Raw genomic sequence first — 20718 nt, 5'->3', positions numbered from 1 at the left:
CCCCGATGAAACAGAGCGAATTCAAAAAGCGCCGCGCCAGCCTGATGAAACAAATCGGCAAAGGCAATATCGCCATCATTGCCAGCGCCCCGCACCGCACCCGCAACCGCGACGTGCATTACCCATTCCGCCAAGATAGCGACTTTTACTACCTGACCGGCTTTAACGAAGCCGAATCGATGGCCGTGTTTATTCCCGGCCGCGAACAAGGCGAATACATCCTGTTCTGCCGCGAATTCGACGAGAAAAAGGCCTTGTGGGAAGGCGCCCATGCCGGCCTGGAAGGTGCCACCAAACATTACGAAGCCGACGATTCGTTTCCGATCGACGATCTGGACGACATCCTGCCCGGCATGCTGGAAAACAAGAGCAAGGTGTTCTACCCGATGGGCAAGGACAGCGATCTCGACCACAAGCTGATGGAATGGATCAACAACATTCGCAAGCAATCCCGTTCCGGTATCACGGCACCGGGCGAATTGGTGTCGCTGGAACACATCCTGCACGAGATGCGTTTGTTCAAAAGCGCCGAGGAATTGAAATTGATGCGCCGCGCCGCCGAAGTCTCGGCCAAGGCCCATGTTCGGGCCATGCGGGCCTGCAAGCCGGGTTTATACGAATACCAGGTCGAAGCAGAACTGATGCACGAATTTGTGCAAGATGGCTTGCGCGCAGTGGCCTACCCGTCCATCGTCGCCGGCGGCAGAAACGCCTGCGTGCTGCATTACACCGAAAATAACGACAAACTCAACAAAGGCGACCTGCTGCTGATCGACGCCGGCGTCGAATGCGACCATTACGCCGCCGACATCACCCGCACCTTCCCGGTGTCCGGTAAATTTAGCGAACCGCAAAGATTGTTGTACCAGTTGGTGTTGGATGCCCAAGCCGCGGCTTTGGCCGAGATCAAACCCGGCAATCCGTGGAACAAGGCCCACGACGCTTCGGTGGAAACCTTGACCAAGGGTTTGGTAGAGCTTGGACTGTTGAAGGGTCGGGTGAAAAAACTGATCAAAGACGAAAAGTACAAACAGTTCTACATGCACCGCATCGGCCACTGGCTGGGGATGGACGTGCATGACGTCGGCGATTATAAAATCAAAGACGAATGGCGCCTGCTGGAACCCGGCATGGTGTTGACCGTGGAGCCGGGACTCTACGTCGCCGCCGACTGCGAAACGGTGGATAAACAATGGCGCGGCATCGGCATCCGCATTGAGGACGACGTGCTGGTCACCAAGGACGGCCATGAGATACTGACCGGCGGAGTACCGAAGTCGATAGACGCCATCGAAGCGCTAATGACGGGCTAGACAATGCAACACGACTTCGATCTGATCATCGTCGGCGCCGGTTTGGCCGGCAACTGCCTGGCTCTGGCCCTGAAGCGCAGCGGATTGAAGATCGCTTTGGTCGAAGCCGCCAGCCGCGAACAGTTGCGAAATTCGCCGGCCGGCGACCGCGCACTGGCCCTCGCAGCCGGCACCGTGGAGTTATTGAACGCCTTGGGTGCCTGGCGCGGCGTAGCCGACAAAGCCACTCCGATCAAACACATTCACGTTTCCGACCGCGGCCATTTCGGTAAAACCCGGCTATCGGCCGAAACCGAGGGCGTCGATGCCCTGGGTTATGTGATCGTCGCCCGCGACATCGAACAGCACATGGCCGACTTGGCCGAGAAAACCGATACCGTTTGCCTGCACCAGACCCGGGTCGCCGGATTGATGTCGGGCCGCGATGCGGTCAACGTCAGCTTGAAGCAGCACGACGGCAGTTCGCTGAACGTCAGCGCGCAATTGCTGGTCGGCGCCGACGGTGGCAATTCCACGGTACGCAAACTATTGGAAATTCCGCAGCAAGTCACCGAATACGGCCAGACCGCGCTGGTCACCACCGTGCATTCGGCGCTGCCACACCGCAACACCGCCTTCGAACGTTTCACCGAGTTCGGCCCGCTGGCCTTGTTGCCGGTAGCCGGCAAGCAATCGGCCGTCGTCTGGACCCGCAGCCACGAGCAAGCCGAAACTCTGCTCAATGCCAACGACCGCGAATTTCTTGCCGAACTGCAGGATTGCTTCGGCTATCGGCTGGGCGAACTGAAATTGGCCGCGCCGCGCCGGGCGTTTCCGCTCAGCCTGATTCGCGCCGAGAGCATGGTCTCCGGCCGTACCGTGATCATCGGCAACGCCGTTCACCAACTGCACCCGGTGGCCGGACAAGGGTTTAACCTGGGCATCCGCGATGTGGCCTTGCTAGCGGAAATGCTGACCGAGCAACACCAGCATAACGGCGATATCGGCGATGCCCGCATGCTGAAAAACTACAGCCGGCAGCGCCAGCAAGACCACGGCAGAACCATCGGCTTCACCGACAACTTGGTCAAGATCTTCTCCAACGGCAACCTGCCGCTGGCCGCAGTCCGCAACGCCGGCCTGACCTTATTGGACCACCTGCCCTTCGCCAAGCAAATGCTGGCCCGCCACGCGATGGGCTTGGCCGACCGGCTGCCGAAAATCGGCGACCGCGAGTAAGCCGCCAACCGCCGGCATCAGCCGGTAACGCTCAACCAGATAGACGCCACCAGACACATGCCGGTCAACAACGCGGCAAAAACCCGTGCGCGCGGCCGCGGACTGGCGGCGGTCCAAACCAGCAGGGTCCAATACGCCGCGGCCGGCAACAGGAAACTCAACAAAATCATCATCAGCGCCCGTTCCGCGGCACAGGCCTCGTTACAGATTCCGGTCCAATAGCGCCACAAACCCACGCCCAAGCCGACCGCCAAACCGGCACCGGCCAAGCGAGATAGAAAGCGCAAACTCACGGCACCTCCCAAAACAGAATCTTTTGCGACTTACTCAAATCGGAAAAACCCGGTCCGGACGCCACCCCCAAACCGAAGCGCAACACGGTCACCACCGTCCCTTGAAACCCGGACGCCGTCAGCCGGCTACCGTTCCACAGATCGATATGGTCGCCGGAAGGCGTTTTTTCGCCGGGGCGCAACCAATAATTCTGAAAATAGACGATACCGGTCTTACCCTTGATTTTGCTTTGCCAATCCTGACCGGTGACATCGGCACCCCGGCTTTGCAGCACCTTAACCGAAGCCGTCTGCAGCCAGTCCGCCATTTCCTGCGCCCGAATCGCTAACCGGTTGCCGCCAACGCTGACCGTAGCCCCGGTAAAACCGTCGAGTTTGCCACCCGCCGCGTACAATGCCGCGCTGACTTTAATCGCGCAAATCGCGCATTGGTTTTCATACCCCACAGGCACGTTGCCGTTGCCGTCGCGGTAAGGCGCTTCGTCCGGATAGCCGGCCCACAACCGGCCAAAACTGATGGGCTTCGGCGCCATGCCGACCGCCCCCGAGAAGGCACCTACCGGCCCCGGCCGCGGCGATACCGCCCGACAACTGGTACCTTGGTCTATGGTTTCGTTTCCTCTGCTGTTACAGACGGGGCCAGGGCGTTGTCCGGGCATGACGGCTTCCTCCAAACGACGAGAAGTTTATCCTGAGAACGGCCGGCGAATCGCTTGGCCGGCGAGAGCCCGGATTACAGCACGTCTGCTGCGCCGCGTCATCCGCTAAAACTAGGCCGGCATTTGGCCGCCGCCACGCCTGTCAAGCAAACCCCACAATTACCGGTATAATGAATCTTCCGTTGTAATCCTTTAGCTGTATATGAGTAATGTTTTTCTGGTCGCCTGCGCCTTGCTGCTGGTGTTGTTGAACGGCTTTTTCGTGGCCGTGGAATTCAGTCTGGTAAAGTTGCGGCAGACCCGAATCAAAGCCATCGAACAAAACGAAGGCTGGCGAGGCCGGATTCTGGCCAAAGTTCACAAACAACTCGACGCCTATTTATCGGCCTGCCAGCTCGGCATCACGCTGGCCTCTCTGGGCCTGGGCTGGATCGGCGAACCGGCCTTCGCCGATTTACTGATACCCTTGTTCGATCAGTTGCAAATCACCTCGCCCGAATTAATCCACAATATTTCTTTCGCCTTTGCCTTCTGCACCATCTCGTTCCTGCATATCGTGGTCGGCGAACAAGCCCCCAAATCGCTGGCAATTCGCAATCCGGAAGGCATTGGCCTATGGAGCGCGGGGCCCCTATATGCGCTGTACTGGTTGATGTATCCGGCCATCTGGCTGCTGAACGGTAGCGCCACCCTGGTCTTGCGCTTGAGCGGGCTGTGCGAGGGCCACCACCACGACAGCCATTACTCCACCGATGAACTGAAACTGATCCTGCGCTCCACCCGCTCGGCCGAGAATTTTACCGGCGAAGAATATAAGGTGTTAGCCAAAACCCTGGATTTCGGCAAACTGGAAGTCTCTGACTTGATGCGGCCGATCCACGAAATCACCGCACTGCAACGCGGCCAGTCGCCGCAGGAAATGCTGGAAATCGTTTCCAGCAGTTGCTACAGCCGCTTTCCGTACTTCGACAGCAACGGAATGGATGCGTTAGGCATCATCCACCTGAAGGATTTGTTTCTGGCCCAGCAAAAAGGCGATCCGCTGCACGACCTGGAAGCCTACCTGCGCCCGATTCTACATATTTCCGCGCACATGCCGGCATTGGAACTATTCCGCCGCTTTACCCAAGGCTCCCCCCACTTTGCGGTCATCGGCCAGAAAGGCCAAAAACCGTTGGGCTTCATCACCCTGGACAATCTGCTGTCGGCGATAGTCGGTGAAATCCGCGACGAATTCTGCCAATCGGAAAGCGACTGGACCCGGCAGGATGACGGCAGCCTATTAGGTAAGGGCAGCCTGCCGATCTTCTCCTTGGAGCGCATTCTCGGCGTCGACATCGAAAACGAAGAATTGGACCTGGACGATGTCGATTCCGTCGGCGGCATGATTCTGGCGCAGTTGCGCGACATACCCGATGTCGGCGAACGCATCGCTTTCAACGATTTCGAAATCGTGGTCAAGGAAATGCAAGGCCCGCGCATCGAATGGGTGGAAGTGCATCCGAAACCGTAATCCCCTGTCCAGCGCCTAAATGCCGCCAAGTTAAAGCGCGCGTCCGGCACTACTCGCCGGAACCAAACCAATTCGCCGTTGCTGTCCCTGGTCAACACCGGCAACTAGAGGTTGCAATATGGACTGGACACAAATTCTCGATATTCTGAACGCAATCACACCGGCCGAACGGCGCCAATGGGTACTGGCGACGGCCGGAGTGGCGGCAACGGTGGTCATCCTGCTCTGGCTGGAAAGCCGGGTTTTTGGCCGCCGCGGCCGAGCCGGCAGTTGGCTGGCAGTGCGGATCGCGTCGCTGATTGCCGCACCGTTCACCTTTGCCGTTCTGGTATTGCCGGCCCAAGCGGTCAGCGGCATGGAAGGCCTTGCCGTATTCTATCTCTCGCTGTTCACGGCGGCGCCGTTGCTCTGGTTCGGTTGCCATATCGTTTGCGGCAGCCTGGTGAGTCCCGGTTTTTCCCGAAACGAAAGCATTGCGCTGGGTTTCAGCGGCTTGGCGATTCTAGCCGTGCCGTTGACGGCCTATTTCGCGGCGCAAAACCCATTGCACGCCGCCGCCCGTCAGATCGGTTTGCGCCGGGAATTGCCGCCGGACAACCCACCGCTGCCGTATCACGTAGAGCCGGTCACGCCTTATACGATGCCCGGTGCCGGCCTGATATACACCCAATCGCTACGGGCAGAACCCGGCATCCGCTTGCAACGCGTCGAGCAACGTCTCGGCGGATACTGGCCCGCATACGATATCGAGCACCCCGATTACTGCACACAGGGCAACGACGTTCATCTGATGTGGTCGGCGCAAGAGCCGCCGCCGTATTTGCGGCTATCGTGGCTGCAATCCGACGCTAGGACAGCCACAGCCGAATTCACGCCCGACATGGCGAGCGCGGATAAATCCAGCCCCCAGATCTTCAGCGCAAATTTTCGCGAGGCCGGCTTGGACCCCGTCGCACCGATTCCGCGCGTGCGCATACACTTGATTCTGCTGCAAGAAGGCTTGCCGGACTATACCGAGATGCTTGGCAATCCGCCCGAAGCCGGCGAACAAAGGACAACGGATTGTGTGGCAGCCGGTTTCGAGCGTTGGCGCCACAGCGACGGCCGGCGGATTCGAGCCGCTGGCATAGCGTTCTACCTGCCGTCCGGCGGCCTACCATTACGAGGCTTATTGGTGCCTGGCGACTCTCAGCCGGCGCAGTAACGCACTTCCGCAAATACGCATTTGCGCCAACCGCGCCGGCTATTCAGCCGGCCGCAAACTGGACTCGAGCACTGCTGCGGAATTGCTCGGCATTTTCGGTGAATCGGAGTAGGATGCCAGACAGCCCCGGACTGCACGTCGGGCCTTTCCAGGCTGACCGCCGATACCGGAGTGGATCCCGATGATGAAGTACTACGATCGCAGCCGGAGCATCTGCGAATGGGAACGGCTGGACGAATGGCGGGACAAAATCCGCAGCAGCCTCGCCGGCGGCGAAACCAGCCGGATTTCGCCGTTTCATTTGTTATCCCTGACCGGATTCACTGCCGCCGAACAGCGCCAATGTGCCGATGTCTGGATGTCCGATCGCTTGGCCGCCAGCTCGGCGGAACGGGCAAATTTAGAGTTCATTTTCGACCGCTTGCCGCGCGCCAAAATTCGCCTGGGTTACCTATCCGCCGACTTTCAGGAACACGCCACCGCCTACCTGCTGGCCGAAACGCTGGAAGCCCACGATCGCGACCGTTTCGAACTTTACGCCTATTCCTACGGCGCCGCCGACGACGGCACCATGCGCCAGCGCCTGGAACGCTGTTTCGACCGTTTCATCGATCTCGGGGAATTGTCCATCGCCGCCTGCGCCAAAGCGATTTACGCGGACCGGATCGACATTCTGATCGACTTAAAAGGCTATACCCGCGGCACCCGCACCGAAATTCTGACCTACCGTCCAGCGCCGATTCAGGTGAATTATTTGGGTTATCCGGGCACGATGGGCGGCGATTTCTGCGATTACATCATTACCGATAATTATGTAACGCCACCTACCAGCGCCGGCGATTACAGCGAAGCGTTCGCTTGCATGCCCGGCAGCTATCAACCGCACGGCTGCGATGTGGCGATCGGCCGACCGAGCAGCCGAGCCGAACAGGGTCTGCCCGCCGACGGCTTCGTGTTTTGTTGCTTTAACCAGGCTTACAAAATCATGCCCGAGACCTTCGATATTTGGTGCCGGCTGCTATACAACACTCCCGGCAGCGTGCTGTGGCTGCTGAAAAACTCGCAGGCTAAAGGCCGGCTCCGCAACGAAGCCTATCAGCGCGGCATATCGCCGGAGCGGCTGATTTTTGCCGACGAGGCGCCGCAGCCCGAGCATTTGGCGCGCTTGAGTCTGGCCGATCTGGTGTTGGATACGGCACCTTACAACGCCCATACCACGGCCAGCGACGCCTTGTGGGTCGGCGTACCGCTGGTGACGTTTACCGGCGACACTTTCGCGTCTCGGGTGGCGGGCAGCTTATTGCGGGCGGTGGATCTGGAAGAATTGATCGCCGAAGATGCGGATGCCTATTATGCGTTGGCACTGGCACTCAGCAGCGATCCGCAACGCCTGGCCGAAATCAGACAGCAACTGCAGCAAAACCGTTTATCGGTCGCCTTATTCGACAATGCGGCTTACACACTAGATCTGGAAGCGTTGTATCAAGCCATGTGGGACAGGCATTTGGCCGGCCAATTGCCGGCGGCGATAGGTCGGACTGATTGACCGCAAACAATCGAGGCTGCAGCACCAGCCGACACGCGCCGCATTCGCGGAGCGACGGTATTCCCCTCTAGCCTTGCCAGAGCCGGATTTGAACCGGCTTTGACCTCCGAATATAGCAAATTCAGATATTTTCCCGACGTTTGCAGTAAAATTGCCGGCTGCCTTGCTGGGCTAAAAACTCGGAGAATCGAGTTAAGCGCGTCCGATTAAAACGACATAGCGAACCAAAGTCGTTATTCGCTTCCAGACCCGGCCAGGCAATTGGCTCAGTTGTGTTTCGTAAGTTATCCACCACTCCGCATCAACGCTACCAGCGCGTTCAGGGCATTCAACCCCGATTACGTTTTGGCACCGACGCAGGGACAGTGTCGACGGCGAATCTGATCACTGGGATTTTCCGCCGCTAGTGTACCCACGAGGTTCTTTTGAGTTTATCCAGTTACCGCAACGTCGACCGCGACCAGCTTGCGCACGATATCAAACAACTTTACCGACAAGCCCAGGCCGATCTGGGGCCTGAAGATTACCGCCACATGCAGCGGATGGAGCGCTGGGGCCAAGCCTGTTCGCTGCTCGGCTACGCTACGGCCTGGATCGCACCGAACCCGCTGTCGGCACTGTTGATCAGCCAGGGCAGTTTTGCCCGCTGGACCCAGGTGGCGCATCCGATCCAGCATCGCGGCTACGACAAAATCAAGCAGGCTAAGCCGCGCTACCAAAGCAAAGGCTTTGCCAAAGGTTGGCGCCGGTTTCTGGATTGGCCGGACTGGATGACGCCGGCCGGCTGGCACCACGAACACGACGTGCTGCACCATTACCGTTTGGGCGAGACTGCCGACCCCAATAACGCCCAGCACAATATGCAATGGCTGCGCCAATCCGGCTTGCCGATGTGGTTGCGTTACGTGATTGTGGCGCTGTTCTCCGGCGTCTGGAAGCTGAGCTATTACACACCGCGTACCCACAAGGAATTGCGCCTGGAACAGGCCCGCCATCAGCACCAACCGGCACCGCAAATGACCCGGCTCGGCGCCTGGAGCCTGTTCACCCCGCAAGGCCGCGGCCTGTGGCTACAAAGCATTTTGCCTTACGCGGCATATCGTTTCCTGTTGCTGCCGGCGCTGTTCCTGCCGCTCGGCACGGTGGCCGCCACCAGCGTATTGTTGAATTCCATCCTGGCGGAAATTTTCACCAACATGCATACCTTTCTGGTGATGATCCCCAACCACGCCGGCGACGACGTGATGGGCTTCGACGAAAAAGCGCACAGCAAAGGCGAGTTCTATCTGCGGCAAATCCTGGGTTCGGTCAACTACCCGACCGGCTCCAACGCCAACGACTTTTTATACGGCTGGCTGAACTACCAGATAGAGCACCACCTGTGGCCGGATTTGCCTTTGAGTCAATACCAAAAGTTGCAACCGCAGGTCAAAGCCCTGTGCGCCCGCCACGGCATCCCTTATTGCCAGGATTCGGTATTCAAACGCCTGTTAAAGGCGGTGGACATCATGGTCGGCAAGACTTCGATGCTGAAGCCGGCGCTGGCACAGGCTTGACCTGAGCCCAGAACAAACCCGCAGTACGTGCCATCTAAGTTTTCATCCGCGGATCGTGGGCGAGAAACTCCAGGAATGCGCGCACTTTGAAAGACAGATTTTTTCGTGAGGGGTAGACACCATAGATGCTAACTTGGCGATCCATACTGGAGGAAAGTACCGTCGTTAAGCGGCCAGCGCGAATATCCTCTTCGGCGAGCCAGGTGGGCAACACCGAGATGCCCATTCCCTGGAGAGTCGCGTAGCGCAACAAGGACTCATCGGTACTGGATAAAACCGGAGTTATTTTAACGGAGGGAAACCCCAAATTACCCAAATCGGTTGGGAGAAGGGAATACCATAACATGTCATGAGCGACCAATTCCGCCGCTGTTGTCGGGGTTCCCGCACGTCGCAGATAATCTGGACTCGCCAGCATGTTGAAGGTTACCGAGCCGACCGGTCTGGCGATCAGGGTGTCGCCTAGTGATTGCGAAACCCGCAATGCAAGGTCGACACCTTCTTCCACCAGATTAACGAACCGCCCCGATATATCCAGATCGAAGCGCACCTCCGGATATTGCTTACGAAAATCGGCCAGAATGCCGACGAAAGTGGCGTTGGCAAACCACACCGGTGCGCTGAGGTGAAGTAAGCCTTTCGGAACAAATTTCGATTGAGTGATACTGGCCTCCACCTCTTCTAGCCCATCCAGCAGGTGACGACATTGCTCAAAATAAAGCCTGCCATCATCGGTAAGACTTAAGCTACGACTCGTCCGATTTAACAATCGGGTACCTAAATGACGCTCCAAAGCCATTACGTGCTTGCTCGCCATTGCCGGGGAAATCTGCATTCGATCCGCCGCTGCGACGAAGCTCCGGCATTCGACGACGTTTAGAAACACTTGAATGCTGGTAAGTCTGTCCATTAATTGTTTCCTCAGGAGAAAGACAAGATCAATTATATGGGGAATGATCCAATGAAAGGAAAGCCTTAGACTACGACCTCCCAATTTTTGCAGAGAACATTGCTATGAATACAACCGTCATTCCCCAACCCGCCGGCAAACTGATGAACGTAACGCTATGGGGTGCGCAAGTTCTGCTGGCACTGGTGTATATCGCTGCCGGATCAATGAAAGTTACCCAACCGATTGCCGAACTCGCAGTGTCCATTCCGTGGACAGGCGTTACCCCGGAAAGCTTTGTGCGTGTGATTGGGCTGATAGACTTGGCGGGCGGGATCGGCATCCTTGTCCCGGCGCTGACCCGTATAAAGCCCGGCTTAACCGTCTGGGCCGCTACCGGCTGTTCCACTTTACAGATTTGCGCGATGTTATTTCACTTGTCGCGTGGTGAGTTTGCCGTGTTGCCGATCAACCTGGTTTTATTAAGTCTGTCGCTGTTCGTGCTGTGGGGGCGGAAAAACGAGTACACGATTCGGGGCCGAATCTAACACCGAGACATCCAAGCCAAACGAAATGCCCAATGGGCTGGTGCGATAAACGAAGCTCTATCCCGCGGTAACGCGTGGCACCGATACCCAAAAGCACCATCGGCAAGGATCATTCCTGCTCCCGGCCTGCGCCGAATGAGCGAATGCCGCCAATCCCTTGTATAACGGGTAGCAGCCAACTGTAAGACTTGTCGCCAGCAGTTGGTGCGCGCCGGCGGCGCTGCCACTGGGATTGGCCACGCATTCAAAGCGATTGCCCAGTTGTTCGAGTGCGAAGGCCGTAAGTCGCAATTGCTAGGTTGACAATAGGCGTAGCCATATTGCCCAATATGTTTTAACAAATCGCACCCGGCGACCGTATGCCTACCATTTTGGCGGAAGTCGCCCCGTTTTATATTACTGCTCGCGCAGAATCTCGTCAGGTTGTAAATCGCGGCGCTTATGAATCACCGCGAGCACTTCGATATGGGTAGTTTTGATCTCGTAAAGAATGCGGTAAGAATAGAGCGAAAGTTCACGCACAGCTTCGTTGCTTAGTTCTGGCACCGTACGTCCAAGACGGGGCAGTTTATCCAAGCCAATCGTTTTACTAACCAGCGCAGCCACCCGCTTGGCATAAAGCGGCGAATCCTGCGCAATATAGTCGTGAATATGACGAAGCTGGGCCGATGCGTTATTAGTCCACTTTACCAGGCCTGAATATCTCTCAGTACCTGTTCGGCGGGTAGGGCTCTGCCCTGTTCGGCGTCCATTTGGCCGCGCCGAATGCTTTCCAGCACATAGAGCCGGTACATAATTTCCTCCATGTCGGCGGTATCAGGTAAACGCTGAATGATGGCGAGGGCTTCTTGTTTAGCGGTGTTTAGCTGCATGGTGAACGTCTCCTTTAGTCGCTGATGGCATTCTAGGCTTGTCTGACATTGGTTAGTGTCAAGCTAGTAGTTTCAGCTTGGAGCGCTATTTTACAGACAGGACGCGGTGACCACCATTGTTGAAAACCGGTCTCGTTATACTTGCTCTACAACACCGCGAATCCGCTGGATAAAGTGGTGGTCGCCACCATTTGTAGCGCCGCCAACACCGGGAAAGCCTCGGCGACCAAGGGCTTCAGCCATACAATGGCCTGTAACAGATGATCTGTTGACTTGGATTCCAACCGGGTTTTGCCTGAGCCAATTAATATTTCGGCTCAGGCAAATTCAATCCCAAAAGCGAAGGGCGCTTATTTTCCGGCGGAACTCGGCCGAACGGGCTTCGCTTCCGCAGGAGCAGCGGGGGCAGCAGCGGCAATCGAGCCGAAGGCGATTTTATTACCGATCAGCTTTTCCACTTGCCGTAACGCGCTGCGTTCGTCGGCTGCAACCAGGGACACGGCAAGCCCGCTCCGCCCGGCCCGGCCGGTGCGGCCGATGCGGTGCACATAGTCGGCGGAGGAACGCGGCAGTTCGAAATTGACCACGTGCGGCAGTTTGGCGATGTCGATGCCGCGTGCGGCGACATCGGTCGCGACCAACACCCGGATGTCGCCGGTTTTGAAGTCGGCCAAGGCGCTGGTACGGGCGCCCTGGCTTTTATTGCCGTGGATCGCCTTGGCACTGATTTGGGCCGCGTTCAATTTCTCGGTCAGCCGGTTGGCATTGTGTTTGGTGCTGGTAAAAACCAACACTTGCCGCCAGTCGTTGCTTTTAATCAAATGTGCCAGCACCCCGGCCTTAGCCGGTTTTTCCACGGCATAGGCAATTTGTTCGACGCTGTCGGCCGCGGCGTTTTCGGCGGCGATTTCGACTTGGGCCGGATTGCGCAGCAGCGTTTGCGCCAATCGGCGAATGTCGGCGGAAAAGGTGGCGGAGAACAGCAGGTTCTGCCGGGTTTTCGGCAGCAAGGCCAAAATTTTGTTGATGTCGCGGATGAAGCCCATGTCCAGCATGCGGTCGGCTTCGTCCAGCACCAGCATTTCAACTTGATTCAGTTTGACGGCATTCTGGCCGACCAAATCGAGCAAGCGCCCCGGGGTCGCGGTCAGGATATCGACACCACCGCGTAAGCGCAGCATCTGCGGATTGATTTTGACGCCACCGAACACGACGTCGGATTTCAAGCGCGGCTGTTGATGAACGCCGTACTTGGCGACCGATTCGGCCACTTGCGCTGCTAATTCGCGGGTTGGCGTCAGTATCAGCGCCCTGACCGGCCGATTGCGGCTGGCGCCGGGATTGGTCGCCAAACGCTGCAGAATCGGCAAGGTAAAGCTGGCGGTTTTGCCGGTGCCGGTTTGGGCGGCGGCGAGCAAGTCGCGGCCCGAAAGCACCAGCGGAATTGCTTGTTGTTGAATCGGCGTCGCCGCGCTGTAACCGGCTTCGCGGACGGCGCGGATTAAAGGCTCGGCCAAGCCGAGATTGGAAAATGGCATGAATAATTCTCGATGTGCGGGAGTGAAATCCCGTGAAAAAAAGGAATCCCTAACCGGAGCATCCGGTTAGGCAAAAGGGTAAGACACCGAGGCATCGGTGTCTGCTTGAAGTCGTGTGTCAGGATAGGGTCGCGGTTAACGGCGTCTACCCTGTTTGCCACCGCCACTTTCGAAGCCGACTCTGAGCATATTGCCGCCGAATTGGACGCCGCTGAGTTTGGCAATCGCCGCTCTGGCTTCATGGCCTTCCATTCCTATGTAACCGAAGCCGCGGCATTTACCGCTGAACATATCGATGACGAGTTCGATGGAATGCACCTTGCCGAATTCGGAGAACAGGGCCGTGACAGTGGATTCGGTCGCGTCGCTAGGCAGATTGCCGACAAATATTCTTTTCAAAATGAGTCCTGAGTTGGGGGATCAGTATGCGGCTGCTGCTTTGGGCAGAGCGCGTAACGGAGGCGGGATTGGCGAACTTTCCAGACCATTGGCGCGGCACTGGAAAATCAAAACGTTGAGGCAACAAAGCCGGCGATATCGCTTTAACTTGGTTGATTCGTTGTCCGTGCGGATTGGTTCGGTATTGAATACAGGTTGCCGCGTAAGCTACCGGCAACCTGCAGAGCCATCGATTAAATGACTTTTACGTTTTCAGCTTGCAGGCCTTTAGGGCCACGGCCGATGCTGAATTCGACCTTTTGGTTTTCTTCCAGAGTTTTGTAACCGCCGGAGTTGATGATGTTTTTGAAATGAACGAAAACGTCGGGGCCGGATTGTTGCTCGATAAAGCCGAAGCCTTTATCGGAATTGAACCATTTTACGGTGCCAGTCGTGATTGTAGACATGAGTAAGTCCTTGATAAATGTGAAATACTGCCTAGATGGCAGGTGTAGCCGGTAAAATTGGAACTTACTTTATGAAATCAGAGCGAGTTGCGGCTTCGGTGGAAGCGGCATCGAAATGGTAATCAGCAGGGTAAATCTTAATTTTGGAGCTGGCGGGAGTATGGATGCCTAACCGGCGCGAGTCAAGCAGTATTTTCCCGATCGGCCGAATACCCCGCCCCTTATCGCGCGCGGCCTCTCAGATCGAAACCTTCGAACGGTGGGCCTTGCCAACCAAGCCCGCGTCGAATCGAGCGCTAGTCAACGGCTGCGCAGACCCGATTGCGCCCGCTTTCCTTGGCTCGGTAAAGCGCCTGATCGGCCCGATTCAGCAGCGCATCGACGCTGTCGTCTCCGCCGGTTAAGGCGGCCGCACCGATCGAAACGGTAAAACTCAGCGGCTTGCCGCCATCGTGCGGGACTTGCGCAGTGCCGAGCGCCTCTTTCAGCCGCTCAGCCGCCTCGACCGCGCTTCCCTTATCGGTTTGCGGCAACAGGATCGCGAACTCCTCGCCGCCCAGCCGGCCGATGATGTCCGCTTCGCGCAAGGTCTCCCGGCAAACGTCCGCCAATTTTTTCAATACTGCGTCTCCGGCGCGGTGGCCGTGAATGTCGTTGACTTGTTTGAAGAAATCCACGTCCATCATCAACATCGTCAACGGATTGCCGTAACGCAACGCGCTGGCAAGTTCCTGCTCGGCCTGTTCCAAGAAATACCCGCGGCTACTGATACCGGTCAAATAGTCGGTACGCGCCTGCCGGGTCAGCTCCGCCTCCAGCCGTTTGCGTTCGGTGATATCGGAATGAGTGCCGCTCATCCGAACCGGTTTGCCGGCCACATCGCGCTGCATGACTTTGGCTTGGTCCAAAACCCAACGAATACTGCCGTCCTTGTGCAGCATACGGTATTCCAGCTTGTGCGACGGCGACCGGCCTTCGATCACATCGCGAATCGACTGCCACGCCGCCGCCCGGTCGTCCGGATGCACGAAATCGCTCCATTGTTGCGTGGTATGCCGGATTTCCTCGTGAGTGTATCCCAACATTTCCGCCCAGCGGGGATTACGGATTACTTCGCCGGTGCTGATATTCCAATCCCAATAGCCCAATTCGGCGCCTTCCAACACAAATCTGAGTTGCTCCTCGCTGCTGCGCAAACTGTCCTCGTCGCCCTTCCGCTGAGTAACGTCACGAATAATGCTGAGTGCATGCCAGTTATTCTGCAATTTGATCGCCGACACCGACAGCTCTATCGGAAACTCGTCCCCGTTTTTTCTGAGCGACATGGTTTGCAGGGTTTTACCGATCATGATGCCCTGGCCGGTGCTTTCGAAGGTCCGGTAACCGGCATGCGCGAGCTCGCGCATCGGTAACGGCACGATCAACTCATGCAGATTTCGGCCCAGCGCTTCGGTTTCGGTGTAACCGAAAATTCTTTCCGCCGCCAGATTCCAGTGCACCACCTCGGCATTCTTGCCGATGATGACAATCGCATCCTGCGCCGCGGAGCTAATCAAGCGGAACTTTTCCATGCTTTCCGCCAGTTCCGCGCTTTTGTTCTGCAACTCCGTGGTACGTTGCCGCACTAATTCTTCGAGATGGTCCCGGTGGTGTTGCAATTCGTCGGCAAGCAATTGCAGTTTGCCGACCACGCGTTTGATATGGCTGGCAAACGGTTGAAAAATCAACCCGGCTTCGAGCACGAGCAAGACTAAAGTCAGCAGCCAAACCGCCGTTTCGGTGGCTTCGATGCGCCTGACATTGGCCTCGCCCTCGGCCTGATACTGCTTGACCATTCCGTCCAGCGCCGACACCAGCGTGGTTGGCGCGGAACGCGTGATCTGCAACAGCAACGGGTGGTCTGTCGTCAACGCGTCGTCGCTTAGTTCCAACAACTGCCGAACCGCGGCGACGTAACGGTTCACCTGAGCGTCGACGCCGTCGGCACCGGCAAAATACATGGCCTCTACCGTCGGTGAATGGTTGGCGGGCAACCCCATGGCGGGATCGCCAAGCGTCAGCGCCCGGTGCGAACGCTCCATCAAATCCACAGCGTCCTGCAAACTGGCCCGGCCGGCCGGCCGGCGGCGTCATTACCAACAAATTGGCAAACAATGCAGTACGCTGACTGAGCATACGCTGGCGGCCGCTGACATTAACGATCGCGGCCGTGCTTTGCTGCTCTGCAATCACCAAGCGCAAACTGAACCAGGCGGCGGTAGACGACGCAGCAACCAACAGCAACGCCACGGCGTAGCGCCTGATCAAGGCGCGGGCAATGGCACGATTTTGCGCGATGTTAGCTTCCTTTAACGGCTCTGCGGTCATCAGTACGGTCTCCGCTGCTTAGATGTCCAGTTTAGCGAATTTAAGCATGTGTCGGTTGGTTTAAAAGACATTCCGGTAACGAAAAACGAGGCTAATACCGACCTTCATGCTGCACCAGGCGCCGGCATTCTTCCGATCCTTACCGGCCGCGGCTGGTTGCCATGAAACTTTTATGAAAAGTGGGAAGCCGTCAGCGGAAACGCCAATAATTCCTCGGCCGGCATGGGCTTGGCATACAGATAGCCTTGCACGAAGTCGCAACCGGCCGCCGCCAGAAGATCGCGCTGCCCCGCTGTCTCCACCCCTTCGGCAATGGTTTTTAAACCCAACTTGTGGGCCATCACGACAATCGCTTCGGCGATCGCACGATCGTTGGAATCGCTTTCCAGGTCGCGCACAAACGAACGATCGATCTTCAGGTAGTCGATGGGGAATCTTTTTAAGTAAGCCATCGCCGAATAGCCGGTGCCGAAGTCGTCTAACGCCACCTGCATGCCGACCTGACCCAGATGTTTGATGATTTGCAGGATGTCGGGACGATCGTCCAACAATAAGCCCTCGGTGATTTCGATGACGATGTGTGCCGGCGTGAGCCCGGTTTGCGCCAAATCAGCCAGCCAAGACACATAAAAGTCACCCTTGATAAACTGGCGCGGCGACAAATTGACGCTAATTTGCCGGATGAGCCGACTGTCGGCGTTCCAACACCGGGCGGTTTCCACGGCCTGACGAAAGACCCAATCGCCGATGTCGTGGATCAGCCCGTTTTCTTCGGCAATCGAGATGAATTGGTCGGGCGGCACCATTCCACGTTGCGGATGCCGCCAACGCAGAAGCGCTTCGGCCTTGACGATCAGGCCGCTGGCAATGTCGACAATCGGTTGATAGTGAACTTGCAGTTGGCTTTTGACCCAGGCCTCGCGCAAATCACTGGCAAGTTGCAAGCGATTTTGTGCTTGTTGCTGCATGGCGGGCGTGAAAAAGCTAAAACCGTTGCGCCCCTGTTGTTTGACGGCATACATGGCCTGGTCGGCGCAACCGACCAAGCTGTCGGCATTGACTGTATCGAAAGGATAAGCGGCAATCCCGATGCTGGCGGAAATGTACACGGTGTGTATATCCAAGCTGAATGGCTTGCTAATGTCGCCGACGATGTTTTGCGCGATTCGACCGAGGTGCGACATGTCATCCACCCGCGGTAAGATGACAATGAATTCGTCCCCGCCCAACCGAGCGACAGTGTCGGTTTCGCGAACAGAGGCACGAATCCGCTGGGCGGCTTCGACTAATAACAGATCGCCGATTTCGTGACCCAGCGTGTCGTTGACTTCCTTGAAACGATCCAAATCGATAAATAGCAGAGCCAGACTCTCGCCGCCACGGGCGGCTTTGCCGATTTCTTCGTGCAAGCGGTCGCGAAACATGCGCCGGTTGGGCAATCCGGTCAAAGTGTCGTAGCTAGCCTGATGTTGCATCTGTTCTTCGATGCGCTTGCGCTCGATAGCGATAGCGCTCAAATGACTGGCATAGCGCAGTCGTCCCAGGTTCAATTCATTCGGCTCGCCGGGTTGGCCGCGATACAGGGTGATGACGCCCAATTGCTGGCCGGAAGAGCCGATAATCGGATCCGACCAACTGGAGACCATTCCGGTTGCCGCGGCAAACGCGCGACACTTTTCGGAAGCCGTGGCCAAGCGCATATCCTCTATGATCAAAGGCTCGGCCCGATCGAATACCATGGCACAGCCGCAACCCGGCTCGCCCACTGCCACGCCTTGCCCATGCACGGGGCAGGGAATGGAAAACGACGGCGCCACCCCCTGAATCAAACGCTTGCCAGTTTGATCCAGCAATTGAATCCGACAACGACAACCGGGGCAAGCAGACTCGACATAGAGTGCGATTTGGGTGAGTATCTCGCACAGGTCACCGCTTTGAGCCATGCGCTCGAACACCCGTCGACGTTCAATATCCAACAGTTGCTCCCGTCGATGTTTGGTCATGTCGAAACCCAACACCAGCAAACCGCGAATTTCCCCGTTTGCATTACACTCCGGCGAGATACGCACCAGATGGCTGTACAAGACCTCCTGCTTATTGCGCCATTCCAACGTCACATCTTCACGTTTGCCGGACGACAACACCCGCCGCAACAAGGCGATGTAATCATCGACCGTCACATTGGTCGCCCGCCAGAATGCGGTTACATGCGAACCCAGGATGTCTGCTTCCGGTAGATCGACAGCTTCCACGAAAGCCGGATTGACGTAGGTGTGGTGCAAGCTCCAGTCCAGACGCAGCACGTAGGTCGGCAAGTTTTCGATCAGTGTGCGAAATTCTTGTTGGCGTTCGGCCAGTGCAGACTCCATCTGCTTGCGTTCGCTGATGTTACGGACCATCGCCATGTTGTAGCCTTGGCCGTCGGCTTCGAAATAGTTGGCGACCACCTCGACCGGAAACATCCGCCCGTCCTTGGTCTGGTGGCAGGACTCAAACGTCAAGGAGCCGTTCTCCCGCAGCTCGCGCCAATGTTCGGGCCAGATCGCATGCTGGTAGTTGGGGTCGATATCCGGGACGCTCAAGCCCAACATTTCGTCTTTGCTATAACCCAGTGCTTGGCAGGCGTGCGCATTGACGTATCGGATGCGGGCATGGGCGTCGATCAGACAAACCGATTCCTCGACCCGATCGATGGCATAGTGCAGGCGAGCCAGCTCTTGCTCGCGTCGTTTGCGCTCGGTGATGTCCAGGATGGTACCCACCAGGAACTGTTGGCCACGCTCGTCGTTGCAGCGGGTTTTCTTGATGATGATGGTATGGGCGTTGCCTGCGCGGTCGGTAAACGTCACCTCGCTGACATTCTCCTCGCCGCTGGCGAACACCGCATCGTCATTAATCCCGAATACGGCGGCCTCTTGCGCGGAAAAAAAATCGCAATCGCGCTGCCCCAATAAGGTGTCCATCGGCTGGCCGATGAACTCGCAAAAAGCCTGGTTGAGCCTGACCCAGCGATGCTCACGGTCTTTGACGAACACCGGGTCGGCGATCGTTTCGATCACCCTGTCGAGAAATTGGTGGGACTCATTGAGCAGGCGTTCCGACTGCTCGCGTTCCAGCTCGGCTGCCGCACGGGTCGCCACCAGTTGCAACAAGGCGGTCACACCGGCAAGGTCGTGCATCGGCTTGCCGTCCATCGCGGCAATCAAACCGACCACCTGGCCCGAGGAATCCAGCAGCGGTAGACCGACATAGCTCTCGACATCCATTTCAACCAGCAATCCATCTTCCGGGAACAGGCGCCGTATCTGCTCCGTGTAACAACACAACGCACCGCCCTCGATCACGTTGGCGCAAGGCGTCCCTTTTAAGTCGTATTGGGTATTGGGCAACATAGCCCCCTTAGCGTATAGTGCTACGGTTTCGGCAATCCCCGAGCCTTTCAGCAACCGGTTGACGACTACATAATCCATTGCCAGCGTCTCGCCCAAGTAACGTGCAAGTGCGGACAAAAACGATTCGCCGTCGGCCTGCCAACGCCGTTGCACAATGAATTGCAGGGTGTTCTCGATGTGCTTGCGTTCAGTGATATCGAGCGATGTGCCGATAAAGCGCACCGGCTTGCCGTCGGCATCGTAATAAGGCTGACCGCGTTCGAGGATGTATTTGACGCGACCATCCGGGAACAACAAACGATGTTCGACTTCATAGTGCGTCCGTTGCACAATCGATGCGTTATACACCTGCACCACTCGCGCTCTGTCGTCGGGATGAACCGTGTCGACGAAGGCTTCGAACGTTGCTGCGAACCGGGTCTTGTCGATTTCCCAGATACGAAAGGTCTCGTCCGACCAGGTCAACACATCATTGACGATATCGACATCCCAACTGCCAATATGACCGATGCGTTGGGCTTCTTCCAGCGCCACCCGACTGGACTGCAAGGCCTGTTCGATCTGCTTGCGCTCGGTGATATCCAGCATGATGCCATGCCACTCGATCTCACCCTCGGGGCCCAGATCTGGGGCAGGCGCGGACTTGGCTTCGAGCCAGCGGATTCCCTTGTCGGGGTGAATGATACGAAACTCGATGTGAAACAGCCCCCGCTGTTTCGCCGAGTTGGCCAACGCGGCCTCGATCATTTCCCTGTCATCCGGATGGGCCATAGCATGCAACGGAGCCATGTCCTCGGCCACCTGCTCCGCTTGCAAACCGTATAAATCGCATATTCCGCTACTCGCATAGGGAAAGCGGAAACGGCCATCGCGCGACAAGCGGAAGGTAAACACAAAGCCCGGCAGATGGGCCGCCATCCGCGAAAAACGCTGTTCCAATTCTAAGGCCAACGGCATCGATATTG

The 20718-nt window shown here is 57.2% G+C and carries 18 protein-coding genes and 1 pseudogene; 7 read left to right on the top strand and 12 right to left on the bottom strand.

All coding sequences use genetic code 11. The features are described 5' to 3' along the window. Nucleotides 1-5 precede the first annotated feature (5 nt). Together pepP and ubiH are read left to right on the top strand one after the other, a co-directional pair. Nucleotides 6-1313 carry a Xaa-Pro aminopeptidase gene (pepP, locus tag AC0IM9_RS06750; protein WP_482803489.1) on the top strand — a complete coding sequence of 436 codons (1308 nt, stop codon included), beginning with the start codon at nucleotides 6-8 and terminating at the stop codon, nucleotides 1311-1313. Nucleotides 1314-1316: 3 nt separating this feature from the next. Next, nucleotides 1317-2531 carry a 2-octaprenyl-6-methoxyphenyl hydroxylase gene (gene ubiH, locus AC0IM9_RS06745; RefSeq protein WP_278209310.1) on the top strand — a complete coding sequence of 405 codons (1215 nt, stop codon included), beginning with the start codon at nucleotides 1317-1319 and terminating at the stop codon, nucleotides 2529-2531. Between the two features lie 17 nt (nucleotides 2532-2548). On the opposite strand, the gene AC0IM9_RS06740 is transcribed toward ubiH, so the two are convergent. Then, a complete protein-coding gene (locus tag AC0IM9_RS06740) occupies nucleotides 2549-2824 on the bottom strand; it encodes a hypothetical protein (RefSeq protein WP_482803488.1) in 276 nt (91 codons plus the stop codon). After that, nucleotides 2821-3483, bottom strand: coding sequence for a T6SS effector amidase Tae4 family protein (locus AC0IM9_RS06735; protein WP_482803487.1), 663 nt, complete (start codon nucleotides 3481-3483; stop codon nucleotides 2821-2823). The genes AC0IM9_RS06740 and AC0IM9_RS06735 overlap by 4 nt, the downstream gene beginning before the upstream one ends. Nucleotides 3484-3685: 202 nt before the next feature. Between AC0IM9_RS06735 and AC0IM9_RS06730 the strand changes: the two genes are divergently transcribed. The 4 genes from AC0IM9_RS06730 (at nucleotide 3686) to AC0IM9_RS06715 (ending at nucleotide 9302) form a co-directional block, all read left to right on the top strand. Beyond that, on the top strand, nucleotides 3686-4996 hold the full coding sequence (locus AC0IM9_RS06730) for a hemolysin family protein (protein ID WP_140913013.1): 1311 nt from the start codon (nucleotides 3686-3688) through the stop codon (nucleotides 4994-4996). 118 nt (nucleotides 4997-5114) lie between these two features. Continuing rightward, a complete protein-coding gene (locus AC0IM9_RS06725) occupies nucleotides 5115-6200 on the top strand; it encodes a hypothetical protein (RefSeq protein ID WP_482803486.1) in 1086 nt (361 codons plus the stop codon). 181 nt (nucleotides 6201-6381) lie between these two features. Further along, nucleotides 6382-7746: an O-linked N-acetylglucosamine transferase, SPINDLY family protein gene (locus AC0IM9_RS06720; protein WP_482803485.1), complete on the top strand. Its 1365-nt coding sequence runs from the start codon at nucleotides 6382-6384 to the stop codon at nucleotides 7744-7746. 425 nt (nucleotides 7747-8171) lie between these two features. Further along, nucleotides 8172-9302, top strand: a complete 1131-nt coding sequence (locus tag AC0IM9_RS06715) for a fatty acid desaturase family protein (protein WP_278209315.1) — start codon at nucleotides 8172-8174, stop codon at nucleotides 9300-9302. A 34-nt stretch (nucleotides 9303-9336) separates the two neighbouring features. Here AC0IM9_RS06715 and AC0IM9_RS06710 read toward each other — a convergent pair whose 3' ends face one another. Then, nucleotides 9337-10212 carry a LysR family transcriptional regulator gene (locus AC0IM9_RS06710; protein ID WP_445372639.1) on the bottom strand — a complete coding sequence of 292 codons (876 nt, stop codon included), beginning with the start codon at nucleotides 10210-10212 and terminating at the stop codon, nucleotides 9337-9339. Between the two features lie 143 nt (nucleotides 10213-10355). Between AC0IM9_RS06710 and AC0IM9_RS06705 the strand changes: the two genes are divergently transcribed. Beyond that, nucleotides 10356-10739: a DoxX family protein gene (locus AC0IM9_RS06705; RefSeq protein ID WP_482803484.1), complete on the top strand. Its 384-nt coding sequence runs from the start codon at nucleotides 10356-10358 to the stop codon at nucleotides 10737-10739. A 396-nt stretch (nucleotides 10740-11135) separates the two neighbouring features. Here AC0IM9_RS06705 and AC0IM9_RS06700 read toward each other — a convergent pair whose 3' ends face one another. The 9 genes and pseudogenes from AC0IM9_RS06700 to AC0IM9_RS06660 form a co-directional block, all read right to left on the bottom strand. Beyond that, nucleotides 11136-11378 (bottom strand): type II toxin-antitoxin system RelE/ParE family toxin, encoded by a 243-nt coding sequence (locus tag AC0IM9_RS06700; RefSeq protein ID WP_260839364.1) that lies wholly within the window; start codon nucleotides 11376-11378, stop codon nucleotides 11136-11138. Nucleotides 11379-11425: 47 nt separating this feature from the next. Then, a complete protein-coding gene (locus tag AC0IM9_RS06695) occupies nucleotides 11426-11611 on the bottom strand; it encodes a hypothetical protein (protein WP_140913007.1) in 186 nt (61 codons plus the stop codon). Between the two features lie 146 nt (nucleotides 11612-11757). Then, complete coding sequence (locus AC0IM9_RS06690) at nucleotides 11758-11895, bottom strand: hypothetical protein (RefSeq protein ID WP_482803483.1); 138 nt, start codon at nucleotides 11893-11895, stop codon at nucleotides 11758-11760. Nucleotides 11896-11961: 66 nt separating this feature from the next. Further along, a complete protein-coding gene (locus AC0IM9_RS06685; RefSeq protein WP_482803482.1) occupies nucleotides 11962-13149 on the bottom strand; it encodes a DEAD/DEAH box helicase in 1188 nt (395 codons plus the stop codon). A 135-nt stretch (nucleotides 13150-13284) separates the two neighbouring features. Next, nucleotides 13285-13548: an RNA recognition motif domain-containing protein gene (locus AC0IM9_RS06680; RefSeq protein ID WP_140913005.1), complete on the bottom strand. Its 264-nt coding sequence runs from the start codon at nucleotides 13546-13548 to the stop codon at nucleotides 13285-13287. Nucleotides 13549-13781: 233 nt separating this feature from the next. Continuing rightward, entirely contained in the window at nucleotides 13782-13994 is a 213-nt protein-coding gene (locus tag AC0IM9_RS06675) for a cold-shock protein (RefSeq protein ID WP_064022702.1), read from the bottom strand. A 296-nt stretch (nucleotides 13995-14290) separates the two neighbouring features. Beyond that, on the bottom strand, nucleotides 14291-16075 hold the full coding sequence (locus AC0IM9_RS06670; RefSeq protein WP_482803481.1) for a sensor domain-containing diguanylate cyclase: 1785 nt from the start codon (nucleotides 16073-16075) through the stop codon (nucleotides 14291-14293). 55 nt (nucleotides 16076-16130) lie between these two features. Continuing rightward, nucleotides 16131-16361 (bottom strand): annotated as a pseudogene (locus AC0IM9_RS06665) (type IV pili methyl-accepting chemotaxis transducer N-terminal domain-containing protein); the annotation flags it as partial. A gap of 170 nt (nucleotides 16362-16531) precedes the next feature. Then, nucleotides 16532-20710, bottom strand: coding sequence for an EAL domain-containing protein (locus AC0IM9_RS06660; RefSeq protein ID WP_482803480.1), 4179 nt, complete (start codon nucleotides 20708-20710; stop codon nucleotides 16532-16534). Nucleotides 20711-20718: the final 8 nt, after the last annotated feature.

This window comes from Methylomonas sp. Uni0011, from assembly GCF_056850255.1.
Note: the sequence above shows the minus strand (reverse complement) of the source record. Positions and strands in the feature narration are given on the sequence as shown.